Source organism: Serinicoccus sediminis, assembly GCF_004153545.1.
GTDB lineage: Bacteria > Actinomycetota > Actinomycetes > Actinomycetales > Dermatophilaceae > Ornithinicoccus > Ornithinicoccus sediminis_A.
Window position 1 is genome coordinate 18,242 of record NZ_SDVA01000022.1, and the last position, 21,130, is coordinate 39,371.

Annotated in this window: 18 protein-coding genes; 2 read left to right on the forward strand and 16 right to left on the reverse strand. The window is 72.2% G+C overall.

Translation table 11 applies throughout. From position 1 onward, the window contains the following. Nucleotides 1-78: 78 nt before the first annotated feature. Complete coding sequence (locus tag EUS26_RS15260; protein WP_130014690.1) at nt 79-2,205, reverse strand: S9 family peptidase; 2,127 nt, start codon at nt 2,203-2,205, stop codon at nt 79-81. Nucleotides 2,206-2,290: 85 nt separating this feature from the next. Here EUS26_RS15260 and EUS26_RS15265 point away from each other — a divergent pair, with 85 nt between their 5' ends. Both EUS26_RS15265 and EUS26_RS15270 read left to right on the forward strand, forming a co-directional pair. Continuing rightward, the gene (locus EUS26_RS15265) at nt 2,291-4,525 is read left to right on the forward strand and encodes a hypothetical protein (protein ID WP_130014691.1); all 2,235 of its coding nucleotides are present in this window, start codon (nt 2,291-2,293) and stop codon (nt 4,523-4,525) included. Nucleotides 4,526-4,855: 330 nt separating this feature from the next. Further along, a complete protein-coding gene (locus EUS26_RS15270) occupies nt 4,856-5,128 on the forward strand; it encodes a hypothetical protein (protein WP_130014692.1) in 273 nt (90 codons plus the stop codon). 24 nt (nt 5,129-5,152) lie between these two features. Here EUS26_RS15270 and dnaE read toward each other — a convergent pair whose 3' ends face one another. The 15 genes from dnaE to cpaB form a co-directional block, all read right to left on the reverse strand. Then, nucleotides 5,153-8,755: a DNA polymerase III subunit alpha gene (gene dnaE / locus EUS26_RS15275; RefSeq protein WP_130014693.1), complete on the reverse strand. Its 3,603-nt coding sequence runs from the start codon at nt 8,753-8,755 to the stop codon at nt 5,153-5,155. Nucleotides 8,756-8,807: 52 nt separating this feature from the next. Further along, nucleotides 8,808-9,737 carry an RluA family pseudouridine synthase gene (locus EUS26_RS15280; protein ID WP_130014694.1) on the reverse strand — a complete coding sequence of 310 codons (930 nt, stop codon included), beginning with the start codon at nt 9,735-9,737 and terminating at the stop codon, nt 8,808-8,810. Further along, entirely contained in the window at nt 9,734-10,228 is a 495-nt protein-coding gene (lspA, locus tag EUS26_RS15285; RefSeq protein ID WP_130014695.1) for a signal peptidase II, read from the reverse strand. Before lspA ends, EUS26_RS15280 begins: the two co-directional genes overlap by 4 nt. A 26-nt stretch (nt 10,229-10,254) precedes the next feature. Next, the gene (locus EUS26_RS15290) at nt 10,255-10,725 is read right to left on the reverse strand and encodes a TraR/DksA family transcriptional regulator (RefSeq protein ID WP_130014696.1); all 471 of its coding nucleotides are present in this window, start codon (nt 10,723-10,725) and stop codon (nt 10,255-10,257) included. A 171-nt stretch (nt 10,726-10,896) separates the two neighbouring features. After that, nucleotides 10,897-11,883 carry a DivIVA domain-containing protein gene (locus EUS26_RS15295; RefSeq protein ID WP_130014697.1) on the reverse strand — a complete coding sequence of 329 codons (987 nt, stop codon included), beginning with the start codon at nt 11,881-11,883 and terminating at the stop codon, nt 10,897-10,899. 194 nt (nt 11,884-12,077) lie between these two features. Further along, nucleotides 12,078-12,362, reverse strand: a complete 285-nt coding sequence (locus EUS26_RS15300) for a YggT family protein (protein WP_130014698.1) — start codon at nt 12,360-12,362, stop codon at nt 12,078-12,080. A gap of 62 nt (nt 12,363-12,424) precedes the next feature. Next, on the reverse strand, nt 12,425-12,940 hold the full coding sequence (locus tag EUS26_RS15305; RefSeq protein WP_130014699.1) for a cell division protein SepF: 516 nt from the start codon (nt 12,938-12,940) through the stop codon (nt 12,425-12,427). 64 nt (nt 12,941-13,004) lie between these two features. Then, nucleotides 13,005-13,742: a YggS family pyridoxal phosphate-dependent enzyme gene (locus tag EUS26_RS15310; RefSeq protein ID WP_130014700.1), complete on the reverse strand. Its 738-nt coding sequence runs from the start codon at nt 13,740-13,742 to the stop codon at nt 13,005-13,007. Then, complete coding sequence (locus tag EUS26_RS15315; protein WP_130014701.1) at nt 13,739-14,515, reverse strand: purine nucleoside phosphorylase YfiH/LACC1 family protein; 777 nt, start codon at nt 14,513-14,515, stop codon at nt 13,739-13,741. The genes EUS26_RS15310 and EUS26_RS15315 overlap by 4 nt, the downstream gene beginning before the upstream one ends. 35 nt (nt 14,516-14,550) lie before the next feature. Continuing rightward, entirely contained in the window at nt 14,551-15,672 is a 1,122-nt protein-coding gene (locus tag EUS26_RS17605; RefSeq protein WP_202865175.1) for a DivIVA domain-containing protein, read from the reverse strand. A gap of 27 nt (nt 15,673-15,699) precedes the next feature. Further along, on the reverse strand, nt 15,700-16,599 hold the full coding sequence (locus tag EUS26_RS15325) for a type II secretion system F family protein (protein WP_130014703.1): 900 nt from the start codon (nt 16,597-16,599) through the stop codon (nt 15,700-15,702). Next, on the reverse strand, nt 16,599-17,537 hold the full coding sequence (locus EUS26_RS15330) for a type II secretion system F family protein (RefSeq protein ID WP_130014704.1): 939 nt from the start codon (nt 17,535-17,537) through the stop codon (nt 16,599-16,601). The genes EUS26_RS15325 and EUS26_RS15330 overlap by 1 nt, the downstream gene beginning before the upstream one ends. Next, nucleotides 17,534-19,027: a TadA family conjugal transfer-associated ATPase gene (locus tag EUS26_RS15335; RefSeq protein ID WP_130014705.1), complete on the reverse strand. Its 1,494-nt coding sequence runs from the start codon at nt 19,025-19,027 to the stop codon at nt 17,534-17,536. The genes EUS26_RS15330 and EUS26_RS15335 overlap by 4 nt, the downstream gene beginning before the upstream one ends. Next, the gene (locus EUS26_RS15340; RefSeq protein ID WP_130014706.1) at nt 19,024-20,202 is read right to left on the reverse strand and encodes a CpaE/TadZ family protein; all 1,179 of its coding nucleotides are present in this window, start codon (nt 20,200-20,202) and stop codon (nt 19,024-19,026) included. The genes EUS26_RS15335 and EUS26_RS15340 overlap by 4 nt, the downstream gene beginning before the upstream one ends. After that, nucleotides 20,199-21,089, reverse strand: coding sequence for a Flp pilus assembly protein CpaB (cpaB, locus tag EUS26_RS15345; RefSeq protein ID WP_130014707.1), 891 nt, complete (start codon nt 21,087-21,089; stop codon nt 20,199-20,201). Before cpaB ends, EUS26_RS15340 begins: the two co-directional genes overlap by 4 nt. Between the last annotated feature and the right edge of the window lie 41 nt (nt 21,090-21,130).

The following is a 21,130-nucleotide window of genomic DNA, read 5'->3' on the forward strand; positions in this document are numbered from 1 at the left end:
ATCCGCCATTCTGCCAGATCTGCAGGACGATTGACGGTCATCTGCGCGATTGACCGGAAATTCTCCGCGTGCCGCGGGTCAGCGGGTCACCGTCTCCGTGGCGCCGAGCTGGTCGAGGACGAAGGCGATCTCGAACGCGGTCTCGCGCCACGCGTCATACCTCCCGGTCTTGCCGCCGTGCCCGGCGACCATCTCGGTCTTGAGCAGGATGGGGCGCTCCTGCGGGTCGCTGGTGACGGTCTCGCGCAGCTTGGCGACCCACTTGGCCGGCTCGACGTAGAACACCCGGGTGTCGTTGAGCCCGGTGGTGGCCAGGATGGCGGGGTAGTCGACGCGGCGGATGTTCTCGTACGGGGTGTAGGAGCGCATGAGCTGGTAGATCTGCGCGGAGTCGACCGGGTTGCCCCACTCCTCCCACTCGCTCACGGTCAGCGGCAGCGACGGGTCGAGGATGGTGGTCAGCGCGTCGACGAAGGCCACGCCGGCGTGGACGACGCGGAAGCGCTCGGGCGCGAGGTTCAGCACGGCGCCCATGAGCAGCCCGCCGGCCGAGCGCCCCTCCGCGGCCAGCCGGTCGGGGGCCACCCAGCCGGTCTGCACGAGGTGGTCGGCGCAGGCCACGAAGTCGGTGAAGGTGTTGGTCTTGTGCTCCATCCGGCCGTCCTCGTACCACCCGCGGCCCATCTCACCGCCGCCGCGGACGTGGGCCACGGCGTGCACGACCCCGCGGTCGAGGTAGGACAGGCGCGACACCGAGAAGTGCGGGTCCACGGAGATCTCGTAGGAGCCGTAGCCGTAGAGCAGCCCGGGGTGGGTGCCGTCCGGCTCGGCGTCGCGCCGGGCGACCAGGGAGATCGGGACCCGGGTGCCGTCCTCGGCCGTCGCCCAGAGCCGGTGCTGCTGGTAGTCCTGCGGGTCGTAGCCTCCCAGCACCGGCTGCTGCTTGACCAGGGTCAGCTCGCCGCTGCCGAGGTCGAGGTCGAGGACGCTGCGCGGGGTGACCAGCGACTCCACGAGCACCTGCAGGGTGTCGGTCTCGTAGGTCGGGTTGGTGCCGGTCTCGATGGTGTAGACCGCCTCCTCGACCGGGACCTGGTAGCCCTCCCCGACCGGGCGGCCCTGCCCCGACAGCGGGAGCACCTGCAGCTGGGTCAGCCCGTCCCGCCGCAGGGACAGCACGAGGTGGCCGGCGAAGGCCTCGACACCGGCCAGCCGGACGCCGTCCTCCCCCGGGACCACCGTCACCCACTCCTGCGACGAGGTCGCGGTGGCCGGCGCGACCGCCAGCTCGAAGTCCCGGTGCTCGCGGTTGTGCACGATCCACAGCCGCTCGCCCGCCGGTTCGACGTCGTACTCCACGCCCTCCTCCCGGGTCGCCACGACCCGGAACCGGCCGGTGGGGTCCTCCGCGTCGAGCAGCCGCACCTCGGAGGTGTTCTTGCTGCCCAGCCAGATGAGGACGTGCCGGTCGTCGCGCGAGGTGCCGACCCCCATCCAGAAGCGCTCGTCGTCCTCCTGGTGGACCAGCACGTCCTGCTCGGCCGGGGCGCCGACCTCGTGGCGCCACACCTGGTACGGGCGCCACGCGTCGTCGACGCGCACGTAGAAGAGGTGTCCCCCGTCGGCGCTCCAGGCGGTGCCGTAGCCGATGCCCCGCACCGCGTCGTCGATGACCTCGCCGGTGGCCAGGTCCTTGACCCGCAGGTCGAACCGCTCGTCCCCGGTGGTGTCGACGGCGTAGGCGAGGCGGTCGCCCGCCGGGGTCACGTCGAAGGCGCCGAGGCTGAAGAACTCCTCGCCCCGCGCCTCGGCGTTGCCGTCGAGCAGCACCTGCTCGCCCTCGGGTGCCACGCCGGGGTCCAGCTCGGGCCGCTCGGGCGACTCGCCGACGGCGATCCGGCCGTGGACGGCGTACTGCTCGCCCTCGATGGTGCGGGTGAAGTACCACCAGTCGCGGTGTCGGACCGGGACCGACAGGTCGGTCTGCTGCACCCGGCTCTTGATCTCGGTGAACACCCGCTCCCGCAGGTCGTCGAGGTGGGCCGTCCGCGCGTCGGTGTAGGCGTTCTCCGCCTCCAGGTGCGCGATGACGTCCGGGTCGGTCTTGTCGCGCAGCCACTCGTAGGGGTCGACGACGTCCTCACCGTGGTGGGAGCGGACGACGTCGACGCGGGCGGCGCGGGGCGGGGTGGGGTGGTCAGTCACCCGCCCCACGCTACCCCCGGGACGAGAGCGCGGACGGTGGGCGTGACCCGGGGGCGTGACAGGGTCGGCATACCATCGGCACACCATGATCCCCCGCCCCGTCCGACACCGTCAGGCCTGCTGGGTCGTGCGGGGGGCAGGGCGCGGCAACCGCCCTGCGCTGCGCCCGTCGCGGTATGCCGGGGTGCGGCTGCGCGAGGCCGAGGGCCTGCTCCTGGGGCCGGCCGAGGTGCTCGAGGTCTACGGGCCCGCGCCGCGGGCGCACCCCCTCGACCAGCTGCTCGACGTCACCGGGGAGTGGGTCGGGCTGCTGGCCGACGCGGCGGGGCGGACCTGGGTGGCGATGAGCGACTTCCACGGCTTCGGCCACCTCTTCTGGTCGGCACGGCCCGGTGCCGACGGTCAGGACGTGTATCTCGGGACCACCCTGGACGCCGTCGTCGACCGGCTGCGGGCCGACGGCCACCGGCTCGAGGTCGACTGGGGGGTGGCGCACCCGACGCTCGCCTCCAACCACGTGCTGCTGCGCAACCAGTGGTCCCGGCGCACCCTCGTGGAGGGGGTGCGCTGTCTGCGGCCGGACGAGATCCTGGTCATGGACGGCCACGGCGTCGCAACCGTGCCGCGGCCGATGACCACCGACCCGCAGGGCCGGGACTACGACGAGCTGCTCGACGCCGGGGTCGAGCGGGCCGGGGGGCTGCTCGCGCAGGTCGCGGCGGCGGTGCCGGACGTGCGGGTCTTCGCCTCGGGCGGCAAGGACAGCCGGGTCGTGCTCTCGCTGCTGGGCCACGCGGGGGTCCTGGACCGGACCAGCTTCGTGGCCGCGGACCCGAGCCGGTGGCCCGACGCCGCGGGCCGCAGGGAGCTGTGGCGCGACCTCGTCGTGTCCGACGAGCTGCGCCAGGCGGCGGGGCGGCCGTGGTACGTCGAGCCTGACTACGAGGACCGCATGCTCTCCTTCGTCGAGAGCATCGCGCACCACCAGAGCTTCTCCGCAGGGAGCCAGTGGGCGGCCTCGGCCGAGCGCCAGCTGCGGTGGCCGACCGTGCCCTACGTCGCGGTCCGCGGCGGCGCCGGCGAGCTGATGCGGACCGCCTTCCGGGCCATCCGGACCGGGGAGCCGTTCTCGGTCATGGAGCAGACCGTCCCGGCGCTGGACGCCGACCTGCGGCGCCTGCACACCCTCGTGGTGCACCGCGGGGCCCGGCTGCCACCGGGGGCCCGGGAGGCGGGAGAGGTCGCGGTCGCCGAGGCCTTCTCGTTGCTCCCCGAGGCCCCCGTGGGCCAGCAGGTCGACGCGCACTACCGGCTGCACCGCAACCGTGCCCACTTCGGCCACGTCCTGCACTCGGCGCACCGACGGAGCCTGGCGCTGCACCCGCTGGCGACCCCGGAGTTCCTGCGGGCCGCCCAGCTGCTGCCGTTCGCGGAGCGGGACCTCGGGCTGGCCGCCTTCGACGTGGTCGAGCGGCTGCGCCCCGACCTCAACCGGCACCGGTTCGCCTCGGGCACCTGGCCGGAGGCGGTCTGGCGGCGGCGCGGCGGTCCGCCCGCTCCGATGCCGAGGGCGCCGCGCGGACCGTTCGGGCGCGAGCGGGTACCGGGCTACTTCGCCGTCGAGAACCTCAACCACTTCCGGCGCGGCTGGACCAGCGGGCCGCTGCGCTTCGACATCCGCACCGCCGCGCAGACCCGCGCCGTCCACGACCTGTGGCGCCTGCACGAGCTGGCGCCCGACCAGGCCACCGGCGACCACGTCTCCTCCCTCGCCGACCTCGTGGGGACGTCGGCGCTCAACCCGGCGACCACCGTCGTGCGGGTGGCCTCGATGCTGCGGGCGCTGGAGGAACCGGCCGCCGACCTCCCCGCCACGCTCGAGGTGCGGGTGCGCCCGGGGTCCTCGCTGCCGTGGCGGCGCCGGGAGCGCATCGAGGTGCCGGAGCGCACCGGCGGCCCGGGGTCGGTCCGCACCCTGCAGGGGTATGCCGAGAACGCCCCCACCGCCGGCCTGGAGACCTTCGGGGTCGACCCCCGCACCGAGCCCGGGGTCTACGGGGACCTGCGGGTCGAGGACGGGGCCTTCGTGGCGCGGCGGGTCGGTGCGGAGCGGGCCGGCTGGCCGCTGGAGCACACGTTCACGCTGACCCTCGGCGCAGACCCGGTCGAGGAGGTGACGACCCGGGCCGCTCGCGTGGTCTTCGACGCAGCCGTGGGTCCGGGACGGTGGCGGCTGCAGCTGGCGGCCCGCCGGCTGGACCACCCGCAGATCGTGCTCCGGGCGTCCTCGCCGCAGGTGGTCGTGCCCGAGACCGGTTGAGGCGGCCCGGGGCCGGAGACCGGTTGAGGCGGCCTGGGGCCGAAGGGCATCGCCGCGGATCACATCAGCCCCTCGCGCCGCAGGGCGCGGCGACGATGGCGGCAGGCAGGGATATCACCCCCGCAGACGCGACTTTCCCTGCGCCGCGTGACGCGTGGGCACCGCGATGCCGCTGTGATCTCACGTCCCACCGCGGCGACGCCCTCCAGCCGCCGCCCGAGCCGCTAGACGTGATGCACGTCACACCGGCCGGATGGTCAAGATTTCCCCATGAAAGAGTAAAGAGTGAGTAAAGTTCCTCATCAGTAACCACGACCGAAGGGGACCATGATGACCGTTCACAGCACGTCGACCAGCACGGTCACCGGGGAGTACCGGGTGGTCCAGCAGAGCCAGGGTGCGGGCATCGACTTCGGCTTCCGCGTGAGCGGCCCGGACGGCCGCACGAGCGAGCAGAAGGTCTACTGGTACCCCTCCATGACGGCCTTCCAGGTGGCGGAGGCCGCTGTCGCCGCCCACCTGGAGGCGGACGGCACCACCGCCACCACCGCGAGAGCCCGGCAGGACCTCAACGAGGGCGGGTTCGTCGTCGCGCTCTCCTGAGGTCGGCGGCGGTAGGGAGGGTCCTCAGCCGCCGACGCTGGCCGGCCCGAGCAGGGCCTTGAGGTCGCCGAACAGCTCGGGGGTCGCCGTGACCCGCAGGCTCTCGTCCAGCTTGAGGAGCACGGTGCGGCCCGGCTGGGTGAGCTTGACGTGCACGTCGGTCGCCCCCGGGTGGTCGGCCAGCACCCCTTTGAGCCGGTGCGCCAGGCCGTCGGTGACCCGGGTGAGCGGCAGGTTCAGCACCACCGGGCCCCGGGGCCCGGCCTTGATGTCCGGCAGGGTCATCTCGTTGGCCATGAGCTCGGTGGAGTCGTCCTTCTTGAGGCGCCCCTTGACCACGACGACGGTGTCCTCGGCGAGCATCGTCGAGATGGTCATGTAGGTCTTCGGCCAGAAGACGACGTCGAGCGAGCCGGCCATGTCCTCGACGGTGGCCCGGGCGTAGGGGTCGCCGTTCTTGGTCCGCTTGAGCTGCAGGTTGGTGATGAGGCCGGCCACCGTGACGAAGTCGCCGTCCTTGGCGCCGTCCTCGCCGATGAGCTGGAGGATCGAGGCGCTGGCGTGCTGGGACAGGATGTGCTCGATGCCGTTGAGCGGGTGGTCGGAGACGTAGAGGCCCAGCATCTCCCGTTCGAAGGCGAGGCGTGCGGTCTTGTCCCACTCGATGGCCGGGATCGCCGGCAGCGTCACGATCTGCAACGGCTCGCCGTCGCCGTCCTCGTCCCCACCGCCGCCGAAGGACAGCCCGGAGAAGAGGCTGTCCTGGCCGATGGCCTCCTGCTTCTTCTCGTCGGCGAGCGCCTCGACATACCGCTCGTGGACGGTGACCAGACCCTGGCGGGTGTGTCCCAGCCCGTCGAACGCGCCGGCCTTGCACAGCGACTCGATGGTGCGCTTGTTGCACACGACGGCCGGGCACTTGCGCAGGAAGTCCTCGAAGGAGGTGAAGGCCCCCTTCTGCTCCCGGGTGTCGACGATGGCCTGCACGACGTTGGCGCCGACGTTGCGGATCGCCTGCAGGCCGAACCGGATGTCGTCACCGACCGCGGCGAACGTGCCGATCGACTCGTTGACGTCCGGTGGCAGCACGGGGATCCGCAGCCGGCGGCACTCGGCGAGGTACAGCGCCGTCTTGTCCTTGTCGTCGCCGACACTGGTGAGCAGGGCCGCCATGTACTCGGCCGGGTAGTTGGCCTTGAGGAAGCCGGTCCAGTAGGAGATGACGCCGTAGGCCGCGGTGTGCGCCTTGTTGAAGGCGTAGTCGGAGAACGGCACGAGGACGCCCCACAGCGCGGCGACCGAGGCCTCGTTGTAGCCGTTGGCCTTCATCCCGTCCGAGAAGGGGATGTACTCGGCGTCGAGCACCTCCTTCTTCTTCTTGCCCATGGCGCGACGGAGCAGGTCGGCGTTGCCCAGGGTGTAGCCCGCCAGCTTCTGGGCGATCTCCATGACCTGCTCCTGGTAGATGCACAAACCGTAGGTGTTCTCGAGGATGGGCTGCAGGGCCGACTCCATCTCCGGCTGCAGCTTGCCCTTGAGCTCGGGGTCGAGCGGGGTGTTCTCCTGCTTGCCGTTCTTGCGGAGCGCGAAGTTGGTGTGGGCGTTGACGCCCATCGGGCCGGGGCGGTAGAGCGCGAGCGCCGCGGAGATGTCCTCGAAGGTGTCCGGCTGCATGAGCCGCAGCAGCTGGCGCATGCCGTTGCCGTCGAGCTGGAAGACCCCGAGCGTGTCGCCACGGCTCAGCAGGTCGTAGGTCGCCCGGTCGGTCATGTCCTTGGACAGCGCGTCGAGGTCGATGTCCTCGCCGCGGTTGTCGCGGATGTTGTGGATCGCGTCGTCGAGCACCGTGAGGTTGCGCAGCCCCAGGAAGTCCATCTTGACCAGGCCGAGCGCCTCGCAGGTCGGGTAGTCGAACTGGGTGATGATCTGGCCGTCCTGGTCGCGGCGCATGATCGGGATGACGTCGAGCAGCGGCTCGCTGGACATGATGACGCCGGCGGCGTGCACGCCCCACTGGCGCTTCAGCCCCTCCAGCCCGGTCGCGGTGTCGAAGACCTCGGCGGCGTGCTGGTCCTCGGCGAGCAGCTCGCGGAACTCGCCGGCCTCGCCATACCTCTTGTCCTGCGGGTCCTGGATCCCGGCCAGCGAGATGTCCTTGCCCATGACGCTCGGCGGCATCGCCTTGGTGAGCTTCTCCCCCATCGCGAACGGGTAGCCCATCACCCGGGAGGAGTCCTTGAGCGCCTGCTTGGCCTTGATCGTGCCGTAGGTGACGATCATCGCGACCCGCTCGTCGCCGTACTTCTCGGTGACGTAGCGGATGACCTCCGAGCGGCGCCGGTCGTCGAAGTCCACGTCGAAGTCGGGCATCGACTTGCGCTCGGGGTTGAGGAACCGCTCGAAGATCAGGCCGTGGGGGATCGGGTCGAGATCGGTGATGCCCATGGCGTAGGCGCACATCGACCCGGCACCCGAGCCGCGGCCCGGGCCCACCTTGATGCCGTTCTTCTTGGCCCAGTTGATGAAGTCGGCGACGACGAGGAAGTAGCCCGGGTAGCCTTTGCCGATGATGACCTCGGCCTCGTACTCCGCCTGCTTGCGGGCGTAGTCGGGCACACCCTCGGGGTAGCGGCGCTGCAGGCCGGTCTCGACCTCCTTGATGAACCAGCTGGTCTCGTCCTCCCCCTCGGGCACCGGGAAGCGCGGCATGTAGCGCCCCTCGCCCTCGGTGAAGGAGATGTCGCACCGGTCGGCCACCAGCAGGGTGTTGTCGCACGCCTCGGGCAGCTCGCGCCAGACGTCGCGCATCTCGGCGGCGGTCTTGAGGTAGTAGCCGTCCCCGTTGAACTGGAAGCGGTTCGGGTCCTGCATCGTCGAGCCGGACTGCACGCACAGCAGCGCCGAGTGCGCCTTGGCGTCCTCCTGGTGCGTGTAGTGCAGGTCGTTGGTCGCCAGCAGCGGCAGCGACAGCTCCTTGGCGAGGCGCAGCAGGTCCTGGCGCACCACCCGCTCGATCTGGATGCCGTGGTCCATGAGCTCGAGGAAGTAGTTGTCCGCGCCGAAGATGTCCTTCATGTCCGAGGCGTACTGGACCGCCTGGTCCCACTGCCCCAGCCGCAGCCGGGTCTGGATCTCCCCGGACGGGCAGCCGGTGGTGGCGATGAGGCCCTGGCCATAGGTCTCCAGCAGCTCGCGGTCCATGCGCGGCTTGAAGTAGTAGCCCTCCATGGACGCCAGCGAGGCCATCCGGAAGAGGTTGTGCATGCCGTTGTTGTTGCGCGCCAGCAGCGTCATGTGGGTGTAGGCGCCGCCACCGGACACGTCGTCGCGTCCCCCGTCGCCGTACTTCACCCGGGTCTTGTCGGTGCGGTGGGTGCCCGGCGTGACGTAGGCCTCCAGCCCGATGATCGGCTTGACGTCGTAGCGCTGCGCGGTCTTCCAGAACTCGTAGGCGCCGAAGATGAACCCGTGGTCGGTCGTCGCGATCGCCGGCATCCCCAGCTCGGCGGCCTTGTCGAACATGTCGGTGATCCGCGCCGCACCGTCGAGCATGGAGTACTCGGTGTGGTTGTGCAGGTGGACGAAGTTCTGCTCGCGCGGGACGCTGCTGCTGGCTGGTGCTGACATCAGGAGGAGATCCTAGTTCGCCCCGCTGACACCCCCGGCGGCCCGTCCCGGGTCACCCGCGGATGCGCTCCAGCGCCCGCGCCAGGTCCTGCGGGTATGCCGAGGCGAAGCTCACCCGCTCCCCGCTACCGGGGTGGTCGAAGGCGAGCTCGGTGGCGTGCAGCCACTGGCGGTCCAGGCCCAGGTCACGCGCCAGGGTGGGGTCGGCGCCGTAGGTCAGGTCACCGCAGCAGGGGTGCCGCAGGGCGGAGAAGTGCACCCGGATCTGATGGGTGCGCCCGGTCTCGAGGTGGATCTGCAGCAGGCTCGCCCGGCGGTGCGCCTCGAGCAGCTCGTAGTGGGTGATGCTGGGCCGGCCGCTGGTCCTGACCGCGAAGCGGTAGTCGTGCCCGGGATGGCGGCCGATGGGGGCGTCGATGGTGCCCTCGTGCGGGTCCGGCAGGCCCTGGACCAGCGCGTGGTAGGTCTTGTCGACCACCCGGTCGCGGAACGCCTGCTTGAGCACGGTGTAGGCCCGCTCGGACTTGGCCACGACCATGAGGCCGCTGGTGCCGACGTCGAGCCGCTGGACGATGCCCTGCCGCTCCGGGGCCCCGGAGGTGGAGATGCGGTAGCCGGCCGCGGCGAGACCGCCCACGACCGTGGGGCCGGACCACCCGACGCTGGGGTGCGCCGCGACGTAGGCGGGCTTGTCGACGACCACGATCTCCGGGTCGTCGTGCACGATGCTCATGCCCTCGACCGGCTCGGCCACCACGGCGAGCGCCGGGGGCTCGCCGGCCGGGGGCATCCGCACCTCCAGCGAGGCGCCGGCGGTCAGCCGCTCGGACTTGCCGACCGGGCGTCCGTCCACGACGACGTGCCCGTCGCCGGCGAGGGCGGCCGCCCTCGACCGGGACAGCCCGAGCAGCCGCGGGAGGGCCGCGTCGACCCGCTCGCCCTCGAGGCCCTCGGGCACGGTGAACAGCCGGAAGTCGCTCACCGCGCCTCCTCGAGGTCGGCCCGCTCGTCGCCCTCGCGGGTGCCGTCGGGGTGGTAGCCCCGCAGCGACAGCACGACGATGAGCACGGCGGCCGTCGTCACCCCCATGTCGGCGATGTTGAAGACCGGGAAGTTGGGCAGGGCCAGGAAGTCGACGACGTGGCCCAGCCCGACCGAGGGCGGGCGGAAGTAGCGGTCGACCAGGTTGCCGACGGCCCCGCCGAGCAGCAGACCGAGGGTGAGGGCCCAGGCCAGGCTGCGGGTGCGGAACGCCTGCCAGATGATCGCGATGGAGACCAGGGTCGCGATCGTCGTCACCACACCGGTCCAGCCGGTGCCGAGGGAGAAGGCCGCGCCGGAGTTGTAGGTGAGGTGCAGCTGCAGCAGGTCGCCGATCACCGGCACCGGCTCGCCCCGCGTGAGGGCGGACTCGGCCCACACCTTGGTGGCCTGGTCCAGCCCCGCCCACAGCAGGGCGACGAGCAGCACCACGGCGGTGCGCCTCGGGGGACGGTCGGTCAGCGGCGTTCCTGCTTCTGCTTGCATGTCATGCATAGCGTCGCACGAGGGAACGCCTGCAGCCGCATCTTGCCGATGGGGGTCCCGCAGGACTCGCAGTCCCCGTAGGTGCCCGCCTCCACCCGGTCGAGCGCGTGGGTGTTCTGGTCGATGAGGTCCCGGGCGTTGTTGGTCACCGAGAGCTCGTGCTCGCGCTCCCACGTCGCGGACCCGGCGTCCGCCTGGTCGTCCCCGGCGCCGTCACCGAAGAGGCGGCCCCGGTCGTGCAGGTCGTGCTCGGCCTCCTCGACCTCCCTGCGCAGGCGTTCGATCTCGGCCTGCAGCTCGGCCCGCAGCTCCTCCACCTCGGCGACGGTCCACGGGCTCTCGTCCTCGCGCACGCTCAGCGCCGGGTGCTGTCCCTGCGTCTCGTCACCGTGGCCCGAGCGCGTGGTGCGGCTCGAGCCCCCCTTCTTCACGGTCGTCGCCACGTGTGTCCTTCGTTCGTGGGCTGCGCTCCCCTGCAGGCGAGCGATGGTGCTGGGAGAATAGATCAGCAACCTGGGGTTGACAACGGGAAACGTCGCAGCACCCCCCACCGGCACGGCGACGCCCCGGCCGGTCCCGGCCGGGGCGTGACGCTATGGGTCGTCGACCCGGTCTCAGGAGCCGGAGCGGCCGCCGTCCAACCGCTCCATCTGGTCGCTCAGGAAGGCCCTCAGCCGCTCGCGCAGGTCGCGCTCCTGCGACTGCAGCCCACCGATGGTCGAAGACAGCGCGCTCTCCTGACCGTGGAGGTCCTCCAGCACGGCGGCCCGCCTCTGCTCGGCCTCGGCCACCATGTGGTCGTGGCTCGACTGCCCCTCGGCCACCAGCTCGTCGCGGCGCTGCTCACCGGAGCTGACCAGCTCGTCGTGGCGGGCCTGGCCGGTCTGCACCAGCTCGTCGTGGCGGGCCTGGCCGGTCTGCACCAGCTCGTCGTGGCGGGCCTGGCCGGTCTGCACCAGCTCGTCGTGGGTGGCCTGGCCCTCGGCCAGCAGCCGGTCGTGGGTCTCCTGGCCGGTGCGCTGCAGGTGGGCGCTGCGCTCGTCGGCCTCGGCCACCACCGTCGCCCGGTAGGTGTCGCCCTCCTCGATCAACCTCGCCCGGGTGCTCTCGCCCTCGGCCACGTGCTGGTCGTGCACGCGCTGGGCCAGCGAGATGATCGAGCTCGGGTCGCTGCCGTCCCCGGCGGCAGCCGCGGCGTCGCCCTCGGCGACCGACGCGGTCGGGACCGCCGACCGGGCCTCGTCACGCTCGCGCTCCGCGGCGCCGGCACGCTCCTCGGCCTCCTGGGCGCGACGCTCGGCGCCGGCCCGGGCCTCCTGGCACTCGGCGAGCTGGCGGCGCAGGTCGTCGAGCTCCTCGGCGCCGGCCCCATCGTGCTGAGCGCCGTCCTCGGCGGTGGGCCTGGGGGCGGCGGGCACGCCGCCGCGGCTGGCCCGGCAGTCCTCGAGATCGGTCCGCAGGCCGTCGTTCTCGGAGACCAGCCGACGCAGCTCGACCACGACCTCGTCCAGGAAGTCGTCGACCTGGGTCTCGTCGTAGCCGCGGCGCAGATGGGTCGCGCTGAAGCTCTTCTTGATGACGTCCTCGGGGGACAGCGCCATGGTTCACCTCGTGGTCCAGGGGGTCATCACCATGGGCGCCGAGGTCACGTCGGCGGTGGTGATGACGTGCGGGTATGCAGGACAGCGAGCACTCTAACGCACCCACCGCGCGCGGTCATGGGCTGCCGAGGGACTCCCCGTGGGCTGCGCCACGGCCGGTTCCAGCCGGCGGCGGCGCCTGCCGGAGGTGCCGGTCAGAACGGCAGGGAGAGCGCCAGCGACCGGCCGATGCCGACGGCGATGATGAGCACCAGGAAGCCGAGGTCCAGCGAGACGCTGCCGAGCCGCACGGGCGGGATGACCCGCCGCAGCGCGCGCAGCGGCGGGTCGGTGGCGGCATACACCCCGTTGGCGAGCACGAGGACCGGCCCCTTCGGTCGCCACTCCCGGGCGAAGATCTGCACCCAGTCGAAGACGAGACGGGCGATGAGCACGAAGAAGTACAGGTTGAGCAGCAGCGCGAGGATCTGACCGATCATGTCCGCAGCCTACGTGGGGGACCTGTGCGTCTGCTGTCGCGCCCGCCCTCGAGCGGTGGTGCTCAGCTCTGGTTGAACGGCCCCTGGGCGCCGCGCGTCTGCTCGGCGTTGGCGCCACCGTCGACCTCGACGAAGGACGGGCTGAGCAGGAAGACCTTGCTCGTGACCCGCTCGATGGATCCGTGCAGGCCGAAGGCCAGGCCGGCGGCGAAGTCCACGAGGCGCTTGGCGTCGGAGTCGTCCATGTCGGAGAGGTTCATGATGACCGGCACCCCGCCGCGGAACGCCTCCCCGATGGTCTTGGCCTCGTTGTAGGTGCGCGGGTGGATCGTGGTGATGCGGTTCAACTCGCCGACCTCCGGCTCGCGGACGACCTGGGACACGGGGGTGCTCGACGGCAGGGTCGCGACGGTGGCGTGCTGACCGGTCCCGTGGTCGTCCTCCCGCAGCTGACGCACGCTGGCCCCGGAGGAGCGCTGCTCGGGCGCCTCGTCGGCGTAGGTGTCGTAGTCGTCGAAGCGCTCGTCGGACTCGGCGAGTCCGAGGTACTCCATGGTCTTGCGCAGTGCCCCGGCCATGTGTGCGAGCTCCTAGGTGCGTGACGGGCGGTTGCTCCCGTGGGTGGATCGGTCGGTGACGACGCTACCGGTGCGGCGGTCGCGAACCCAGGATTGCACTCCCGACACGCAGGTGTGTCGCCCCGGCCGCCACGGCGGTCTCGAGGTCGCCGCTCATGCCCGCGGACACCCAGGTCGCGTCGGGGTGGGTATGCCGCAGCTCCTCCCCCAGCGCGACGAGCCGGTCGAAGGCCCGCCGGGTGTCGTCGGGGGTGAGGTCGCGCGGCGCGATCGCCATGACACCGCGCAGCCGGAGCCAGCGCGCGGCGGCGACCTCGTCGGCCAGCGCGCCCAGCGTGCCGGGCGCCGCGCCGCCGCGGCCCGCCTCGTCGCCCTCCCCCAGGTCGACCTGCAGGAGCACGTCCAGGGGCTCGGTCGCGTCCTCCTCCTCGACGGCGGTCTCGCGGCCGCTGTCGAGGGCGCGGACCAGGCGGGACCGGTCGACCGACTGGACGACGTCGGCATACCGCGCGACCCGCCGCGCCTTGTTGGTCTGGAGCTGGCCGACGAAGTGGACCCGCAGGTCTGCCCGCACCTGCTCGGACAGCCCGGCCACCTTGTCCCCGGCCTCCTGGTCGCGGCTCTCCCCGATGTCGGTCACGCCCATCCCGGCCAGCAGCTCGACGTCGCTCCCGGGGAAGAACTTGGTCACCGCGACCAGGGTCGGGGGTGCGTCGGCCCGGCCGGCGGCCGCGCAGGCGGCGTCGACCCGCTCCCGCACCTCGGCGAGCCGGGCGGCGAGCTCGTCCCGACGCCCGCTCACGCCACGCGCTCCGGGGGCAGCAGCCGCACGACGCCGGCGAGACGGCCGGTCGTGCCGTCACGGCGGTAGGAGTAGAGGTCGTCGCGCTCGCGCGTGCACCCCGGCAGCCAGCGGAGGGACACCTCGAGGTCGCTGTCGGCGAGCTGCTGGACGACCCCGGAGGCGACGTCGATGGCGGGCGTGCCCGTCCAGGAGACCGCGGCCGCCGCCGGCGTGAGTGCTGCCGCCTCGTCACGCAGGTGCTCCGGCACCTCGTAGCAGCGCGGGCAGACCGAGGGCCCCACCACCGCCTCGAGGCGCCGGGCGCCGAGCTCGCCGAGGGTCTGCAGCGCGGCGGGGACGACCCCGGCGAGCAGCCCGGGACGCCCGGCGTGGACCGCTGCGGCCAGGCCCTCGGTGCGGTCGACGAGCAGGAGCGGCACGCAGTCGGCGACGAGCACGACGAGGGCCTCGTCGGTCCGGTCGGTGACGAGGGCGTCGGCCGGCGGGGCGGGGGCCGGGCTGGCGACGGCGGCGTCACCGGTCCCGGGGGTCATCGCGACCGTGCACCCGTGCTGCTGGTCCATGAGCCGCAGGTCGGCGCCGCGCAGGCCCAGCTCGTGGGCCAGCCGGTGCCGGTTGGTCTCGACCGCCTCCGGGAGGTCGCCGACGTGGTTGCCGAGGTTGAACGAGGAGTACGGGTCCTGGCTGGCCCCGCCGTGGCGGTCGGTGACGGCCCACTCCACCCCGTAGCCGTCGCCGGTCGGGTCGAGCCGCTCGCGCCAGGTGAACACGGCTAGCAGGGTAGCGGGCCGGGCCCTCGACCGGGTCAGCGGCGCCAGGCCTCGTCGTCCAGGGTCGACAGCTGCGCCTGGACGAGCTCGCGCAGCCGCTGGCGGTAGCTGCTCTGCGCCTCGTCCAGCCCGGTGATGCGCTGCTCGAGCATCGTCCGGCGGGTCTGCAGGTCGGCCAGGATGCCCGCACGCTCCTCCTCCGCCTCGGCGACCAGGTGGTCGTGCCGGTCCTGGCCCTCGGTCAGGAGGCGGTCGTGCTCGGCCTGGCCCGCCGTGAGCAGCCGGCCGTGCTCGGCCTGGCCTTCCGCGAGGAGGCGGTCGTGCTCGTCGCGAGCCTGGGTGAGCAGACGCTCCTGCTCGGCCTGGGCCTCGCCGACCAGCCGGTCGTGCTCCGCGCGGGCCTGGTCGAGCAGGCCGACGCTCTGCTCGCGGGCCTGGGTGAGCGCGCCCTCCGCCTCCGCCCGGGCCTGGGTGAGCGCCGCCTCGCCCTCGCCCCGACCCTGCTCGCGCAGCCGGTCGCCCTCGGCCCTCCCCTGCTCCACGTAGTCCTCGTGCAGCCGACGGGCCACGGTGAGGATGACGTCCAGGTCGGTCTGCTGCGGGTCGTCACCCTCGGGGAGGTGCAGGTCGTCGCCGAAGGTCTCGGTGCCGCGGGTCTCGGCGGCCACCCGGAGAGTGCGCAGCTCGGTGGCGGCACGGTCGTGGGCGGCGATGGTCTGGTCCAGCTCGGCCTGGACACGGCGCAGCGCGTCCTCCTTGGCGGCCAGGCCGGCCTCGGCCTCCTGCTGCCGCCGCTCGGCCTCGCGTGCGGCGGACTCGGCGGCCTCGGCGCGCTGGTCGGCCTCGTCGGCGGCGGCCGTGGACCGGTCGAGCCGGGCCTGGACCTCCGCGAGCTCGGTGACGAGCTCGCGGCGCTCGGCGCGGATGAGGTCGACCTGGTGCTGCTCGCGCTGCACCCGCTCGGAGACCTCGTCGTCGGCACTGCGGGAGGTATGGCCGGCGACCTCGCCCTCGAGCTCCTCCACCCGCGACTGCTGCCGCCGGAGCTCGGTGACGACCTCCTCGAGGAAGGCGTCGACCTGCGACTCGTCATACCCACGGCGGAGCTGGGTGGTCTTGAACGTCTTGCGGATGACGTCGTCCGGGTGCAGCGGCACGGTGCGCTCCTCTTTCACTGGCCCGGCCTACCGGCCGGAGAAGGACTCGATGATGTTGATGACGCCCGGCCCCATGACGATGATGAAGAGCACGGGCAGGATGGTGAGGATGAGGGGGAAGACGACCTTGACCGGGATCTTCATCGCCTTCTCCTCGGCGCGCTGGCGGCGCTTGAGGCGCATCTCGTCGGCCTGGGTCGAGAGCACCCTGGCGATCGACACGCCGTGCCGCTCCGCCTGGATGACCGCACGGAGGAAGCGGCGCAGGTCCGGCTCCGGACTGCGCTCGGCCAGCGCCTGGTAGGCCTGTCGTCGAGGCTGGCCGACCTGGATGTCCTGCAGGGTGCGGATGAGCTCCTCGGCCAGGGGCCCGGAGCTGTTGCGCGCGACGTGGGCCATGGCCGCCTCGAAGCCGAGCCCCGCCTCGACCGCGATGGTCATCTGGTCGAGGGTGTCGGGCAGCGCCCGCTGGATCGCTGTCCGCCGCTTGATGCCCGTGTTGTACAGCAGCAGGTCGGGCAGGAACCAGGCGAGGGCGACGACGGCGACCGCGAAGACGACGAGGCGGCTGCCGGGGTTGCGGGAGACCATGAGCAGCATGACGGCGAGGGCGCCGCTGGCTGCCAGCAGCTTGGTGACCAGGACCCGCTCGAGCGGCCAGGCAGCCGGACGGCCGGCTCGCGAGAGCAGCCGATCGATCTGACGGACCCAGGCTGTCGGGGTGAGCCGGCGAGCGAGCCCCACCAGGCCGGACCCAACCGTCTCGTCCCTGGCCATCTCACCCGCGCGCGCACCGCCCCGGTGCAGGTTCGCCATCGCCCGGGATCGCTGCGCTCCCGTGTCGGAGGTCAGGGAGTAGGTCAGCAGCAGGGCTGCGGCGGCGACCGCGACGACGGCCACGACGACCACGACGAACGGCGTCGCCATCAGAACTCCACCTTGACCGTCGCCCGCATCCAGAAGAATCCGACCACCAGCAGCAGCACGGCCACCCCGATCATGAGGAACCCGAGGGTGGTGGTCGTGAACACCGACAGGTAGCCGGGGTTGAGGAAGGACAGCACGAGGACGACGAAGAACGGCAGGGCCATGAGCACGCGGCCGGAGAGCTTGCCCTCCGCGCTGAGCGCCTCGACCTGGCGGCGCAGCTGTCCACGCGACCGGATGGTCTCCGCGACGGTGTCGAGCACCTCGGAGAGGTTGCCTCCGACCATGCGGTGGATGGCGATGGCCTGGACGACCCAGCGGAAGTCGTCGCTGTCCATCCGCTCCGCGACGTCCGCGAGCGCCTCGGTGGTGTCCCGTCCGACCCGGATCTGGGTCACGGCGCGGCTGATCTCCCCTGCCGCCGGGTCCTCGGTGTCGGTGGTCAACGAGTCCAGCGACTGCTGCAGGCTGTGCCCGGCCCGCAGGTTGCTGGCCAGGAGCGTCAGGATGTCGTCGAGCTGCTCGGCGAACGCACTACGTCGCCGCTCGGCCTTGATGCTGACGAGCAGGACCCCCCCGGCCACCGCGAAGCCGCCGAGCAGCACGGCGATGACGACCGAGCCCAGCACGACCCCGACGGCCAGGCCCACCAGAACTGCGGCTCCGACGAGGAGCAGGTACTCCGGCAGGGTCTGGGTGAAACCGGCCCGGTCGAGGGCCCGCTCCCAGGCCAGGCCGCGGCGGCCGCGAGCTACGCTCCTGCCGATGGCCTCGGTGGCGGTCTGCGAGAGACGGGAGAGGGCCGACTCCTGCTCGACCGCCCCGACCCGCCGCCGTGCGGCAGCGCGGGTGGAGGGCACGAGGATCACGGCTAGAGCCAGGCTCAGGCCGGTGAGGATCAGCAGGGCTGCGGCCCAGGGGCTGACGAGGAGGCTCACCACGCGTTCCTCGCCTTGAGCTCGTGGTCGAAGACCCCGGGCGGCAGGTGGATGCCCAGGTCCTCGAAGCGCTCGGTGAAGCCCGGTCGCACCCCGGTGGCCCTCGGGCGCCCGAGGAACTTGCCATGCTCGTCCACGCCGGCGCTGAAGTCGAAGACGAAGGCGTCCTGCAGGGTGATGATGTCGCCCTCCATCCCCTGCACCTCGGTGACGTGGGTGACCCGGCGCGTGCCGTCCCGGAGGCGCGAGAGGTGGACGATGAGGTCGACCGCCGAGGAGATCTGCTCGCGGATGGCCCGCAGCGGCAGGTCCATCCCGGCCATGAGCACGAGGGTCTCCAGCCGGGCGATGGCGTCGCGCGGGGTGTTGGCGTGCACGGTGGACAGCGACCCCTCGTGGCCGGTGTTCATCGCCTGGAGCATGTCGAGGCTCTCTGCTCCGCGGACCTCACCGACCACGATGCGGTCGGGACGCATCCGCAGCGAGTTGCGGACGAGGTCGCGGATGGTGATCGCGCCCCGACCCTCGATGTTGGGCGGCCGGCTCTCCAGTCGCACGACGTGCTCCTGCTGCAGCTGCAGCTCCACGGCGTCCTCGATGGTGACGATGCGCTCGTCCGTGGGGATGAACGAGGAGAGCACGTTGAGCAACGTCGTCTTGCCGGTGCCGGTGCCGCCGGTCACCAGGATGTTGAGCCGGGCCTTGACGCACGCGTCCAGCAGGGTGACCATCTCCGGGGTCAACGAGTCGCGCCGCACCAGGTCGGCCGCCATGAGGGGGACCTTGCCGAACTTGCGGATGGTGAGCGACGAGCCGTTGACCGCCAACGGTGGGATGACCGCATTGACCCGCGAGCCGTCCTCGAGCCGAGCGTCCACCAGCGGCGACGACTCGTCGATCCGACGTCCCACCCGGGAGACGATGCGCTCGATCACCCGGCGCAGCTGCTCCTCGGACGTGAAGACGACCCCGGAGTTGGTGAGCCGGCCCGCCCGCTCGACGTAGACGTGGTCGGGCCCGTTGACCATGACCTCGGTGACGTCGTCGTCGTCGAGCAGCTTCTGCAGGGGGCCGTAGCCCAGGACGTCGTCGGTGAGGTCGTCGATGAGCCGTCGGCGCTCGTCCGGCTTGAGCGAGATGTCCGCGGACTGGACCAGCGCGGCCAGCTCCTTGCGCACCAGTGCCTGCAGCTCGGCCTCCTGCAGGGAGGAGTCCGTGAGGCGGCCCCCCATCTTCTGGAACAGCTGCTCACGCGCCTGCTCCTTGAAGGTCTGCAGCGCCGAGCTGACCGGCGCCGGGGTGACGGCCGGCGGTGGCGTCTGCACGGGCTCGGGGGACGGGTCGGTCGGCGCGTCCACGGCCGACGGCTCGACGGCCGGGCCGGCAGCGGCCGCGGGAGCGGCCGGCATACCGGCCGGCCTCGTCGCGGGGGGCGCCGCCTGCAAAGGGCGTGGCTGCTGCGCGGAGCGCAGCCGGTCGGACAGCTTCATCGCACTGCTCCTCGGTGTCGACCGTTCCAGCGGTTCCCGCTGGAGAGGTGGGCGAAGCGACCGACGAAGCCGGTGATGGCCCGGCTCACCTTGTCCTTCGGCATGGCGCTCACCATGGGACGCCCCTGGTTGGTGCTCCTCGGCACCTTGGGCGAGCGCGGCAGGGCGAGGTCGACCTCCCGGCCGATCGCCGCCGTGACGTCCTTCACGGTGAGGCCCGCGTCACCGTCGGCGAAGTTCACCACCACGTGGCGCGTGGACGGCGACAGCTCGAGCTCGTCGAGCACCTCGAGCTCCTTCTTGAGCCCGCGCACGCCGGGCACGTCCAGGCTGGTGATGAGCACGAGGTCCGTGGTGTGGTCGATCGCGGCCAGCGTCTGCTCGCTCATACCGGGTGCCGTGTCGAGCACGACGTAGCGGAACTCCTGCTTGAGCAGGCGCAGCAGGGTGTCGACGGCGGCCGGGGTGACGACGTCGGCCTCGGCCGGGTTGTGCACGCCGCAGACCACCTGGAGCCCGGACGGGTGGCGGGTCAGCAGCGACTTCAGGGTCATGGCGTCGGAGAGCCCGGGGCCCACCACGATGTCTCCCAGGGTGTAGGTCGGCTGCAGGTCGAGCGCCGAGGCGACATCGCCGAACTGCACGTCGAGGTCGACGAGCACGGTGCCCTGCGGGGCCTGCTGCGCCAGCGCGGCTGCGACATTCGTCGCCAGGGTGGTCTTGCCCACGCCGCCCTTCGGCGAGGCGACGGTGATGACGCGACCGGTGAAGCCGTCCACCTCGGCCGCGGCGCCACCCGCGGCCTCCCCGGCCCGGCGCAGCACCAGGCGCAGCTCCTCGACCGAGACCTCGGGGTCGATGAGGTCGCGCACGCCGCTGCGCAGCGCCGGCAGGGCGAGCCGGTCGGCCTCGTCGGTGAGCAGCAGGAGGGAGACGGCCGGGTACTGGCCCCCCACCCGGCCCGCCACGTCCAGGGCGTGCGCCTCGGCGACGCCCCCGTCCCGCACGTCCAGGATGACCGCGCGGACCGCGTCGGGTTCGGGGGCCATGGCCACCAGCTGGGGGGCGGTCGCCGGCAGCTGCTGGGGCTGCAGCACGGTGAGGTCGTCGCCGCCAGCCAAGCGGACCTTGCGGGCCGTCTCGGTGGAGGTCGTGACCAGGATCGCGGCGCTCACTGGAGCACGTCTCCGACGAGCTCCGGCAGCTGGACGACCTTGACGTCCGGGCCGTCCTCCTGCGCCGTCTCCGGCTCGTAGCTCAGCCAGACGGTCCCGAACTCCATGGCGTAGACGAGGCGCTCGGCATCGCTGCCGGAGAGCGCGAGGGTCACGAGGAGCTCGTCCTCCGGACCGGCGTCCTCCTCCTCCACGGCCGCCGCCTCGTCGTCACCCTCGCCGCCGGCAGGCGCCGCGGGCGGCGCGGGCACGTAACCGCCCTGGACCCGGGTGACGAGCACCTTCTCGATAGCGAGCTGCGTGAGGTCGAGGCGCAGGCTGTCGGTGCCGCCGTCCTCAGAGGTGTCGGACCCTGCCTCCTCCGGGAGGTCCTCGAGCCAGCGCACCTCCCCGTTGGCGTCGACGTAGAGCCCCTGCTGGAACTCGGCCTCGAAGGACATGAACACGCCCACCCGGTCGCCGGCGGCGATGTCGCCACCGAGCGAGCGAGCGGTGCCCAACGGGACGGTGATCTGGTGGAGGTCCTGCGCCTCCTCGGGCAGCTCGAAGTCGTCGCGCCCGCGGATCTCGTCCGGGGTGGCGAAACGGGCCGTGGACAGCTGCTCCCCCTCGGGGACGTCCGCGAGGGCGACCTCACCCTCCAGGTCGTCGAGGTCGGTGACGACGCCGTCGACGAGGTAGGCCTCGGGGATCTGCCGGGCCTCGGTCAGCCCGTCGAGCTCGGCCGCGGGCGTCCCTTCCGCGATGGGCCCGGTGGCGACGAAGACCCGACGGGTCTCCATCCCTTCCAGAGCGCGCTGGTCGGCGTTCTGCGCGTAGCGCAGCACCAGGACGATGCCGAGCGCCGCGAGGACGATCGCGAGCACGGCAGCAATAACTCGACGCATGAAACGACTCTCCCTGTGACCGGAGTGGACGTGAACGAACG

Coding starts and splice junctions, on each gene's coding strand:
- EUS26_RS15270 (WP_130014692.1), top strand. CDS start 4,856: ATGACCGTTCACAGCACGTCGACCAGCACGGTCACCGGGGAGTACCGG.
- EUS26_RS15325 (WP_130014703.1), bottom strand. CDS start 16,599: ATGGCGACGCCGTTCGTCGTGGTCGTCGTGGCCGTCGTCGCGGTCGCC.
- EUS26_RS15300 (WP_130014698.1), bottom strand. CDS start 12,362: ATGATCGGTCAGATCCTCGCGCTGCTGCTCAACCTGTACTTCTTCGTG.
- EUS26_RS15305 (WP_130014699.1), bottom strand. CDS start 12,940: ATGGCCGGGGCACTGCGCAAGACCATGGAGTACCTCGGACTCGCCGAG.
- EUS26_RS15295 (WP_130014697.1), bottom strand. CDS start 11,883: ATGGCGCTGTCCCCCGAGGACGTCATCAAGAAGAGCTTCAGCGCGACC.
- EUS26_RS15265 (WP_130014691.1), top strand. CDS start 2,291: ATGATCCCCCGCCCCGTCCGACACCGTCAGGCCTGCTGGGTCGTGCGG.
- cpaB (WP_130014707.1), bottom strand. CDS start 21,089: ATGCGTCGAGTTATTGCTGCCGTGCTCGCGATCGTCCTCGCGGCGCTC.
- EUS26_RS15335 (WP_130014705.1), bottom strand. CDS start 19,027: ATGAAGCTGTCCGACCGGCTGCGCTCCGCGCAGCAGCCACGCCCTTTG.
- dnaE (WP_130014693.1), bottom strand. CDS start 8,755: ATGTCAGCACCAGCCAGCAGCAGCGTCCCGCGCGAGCAGAACTTCGTC.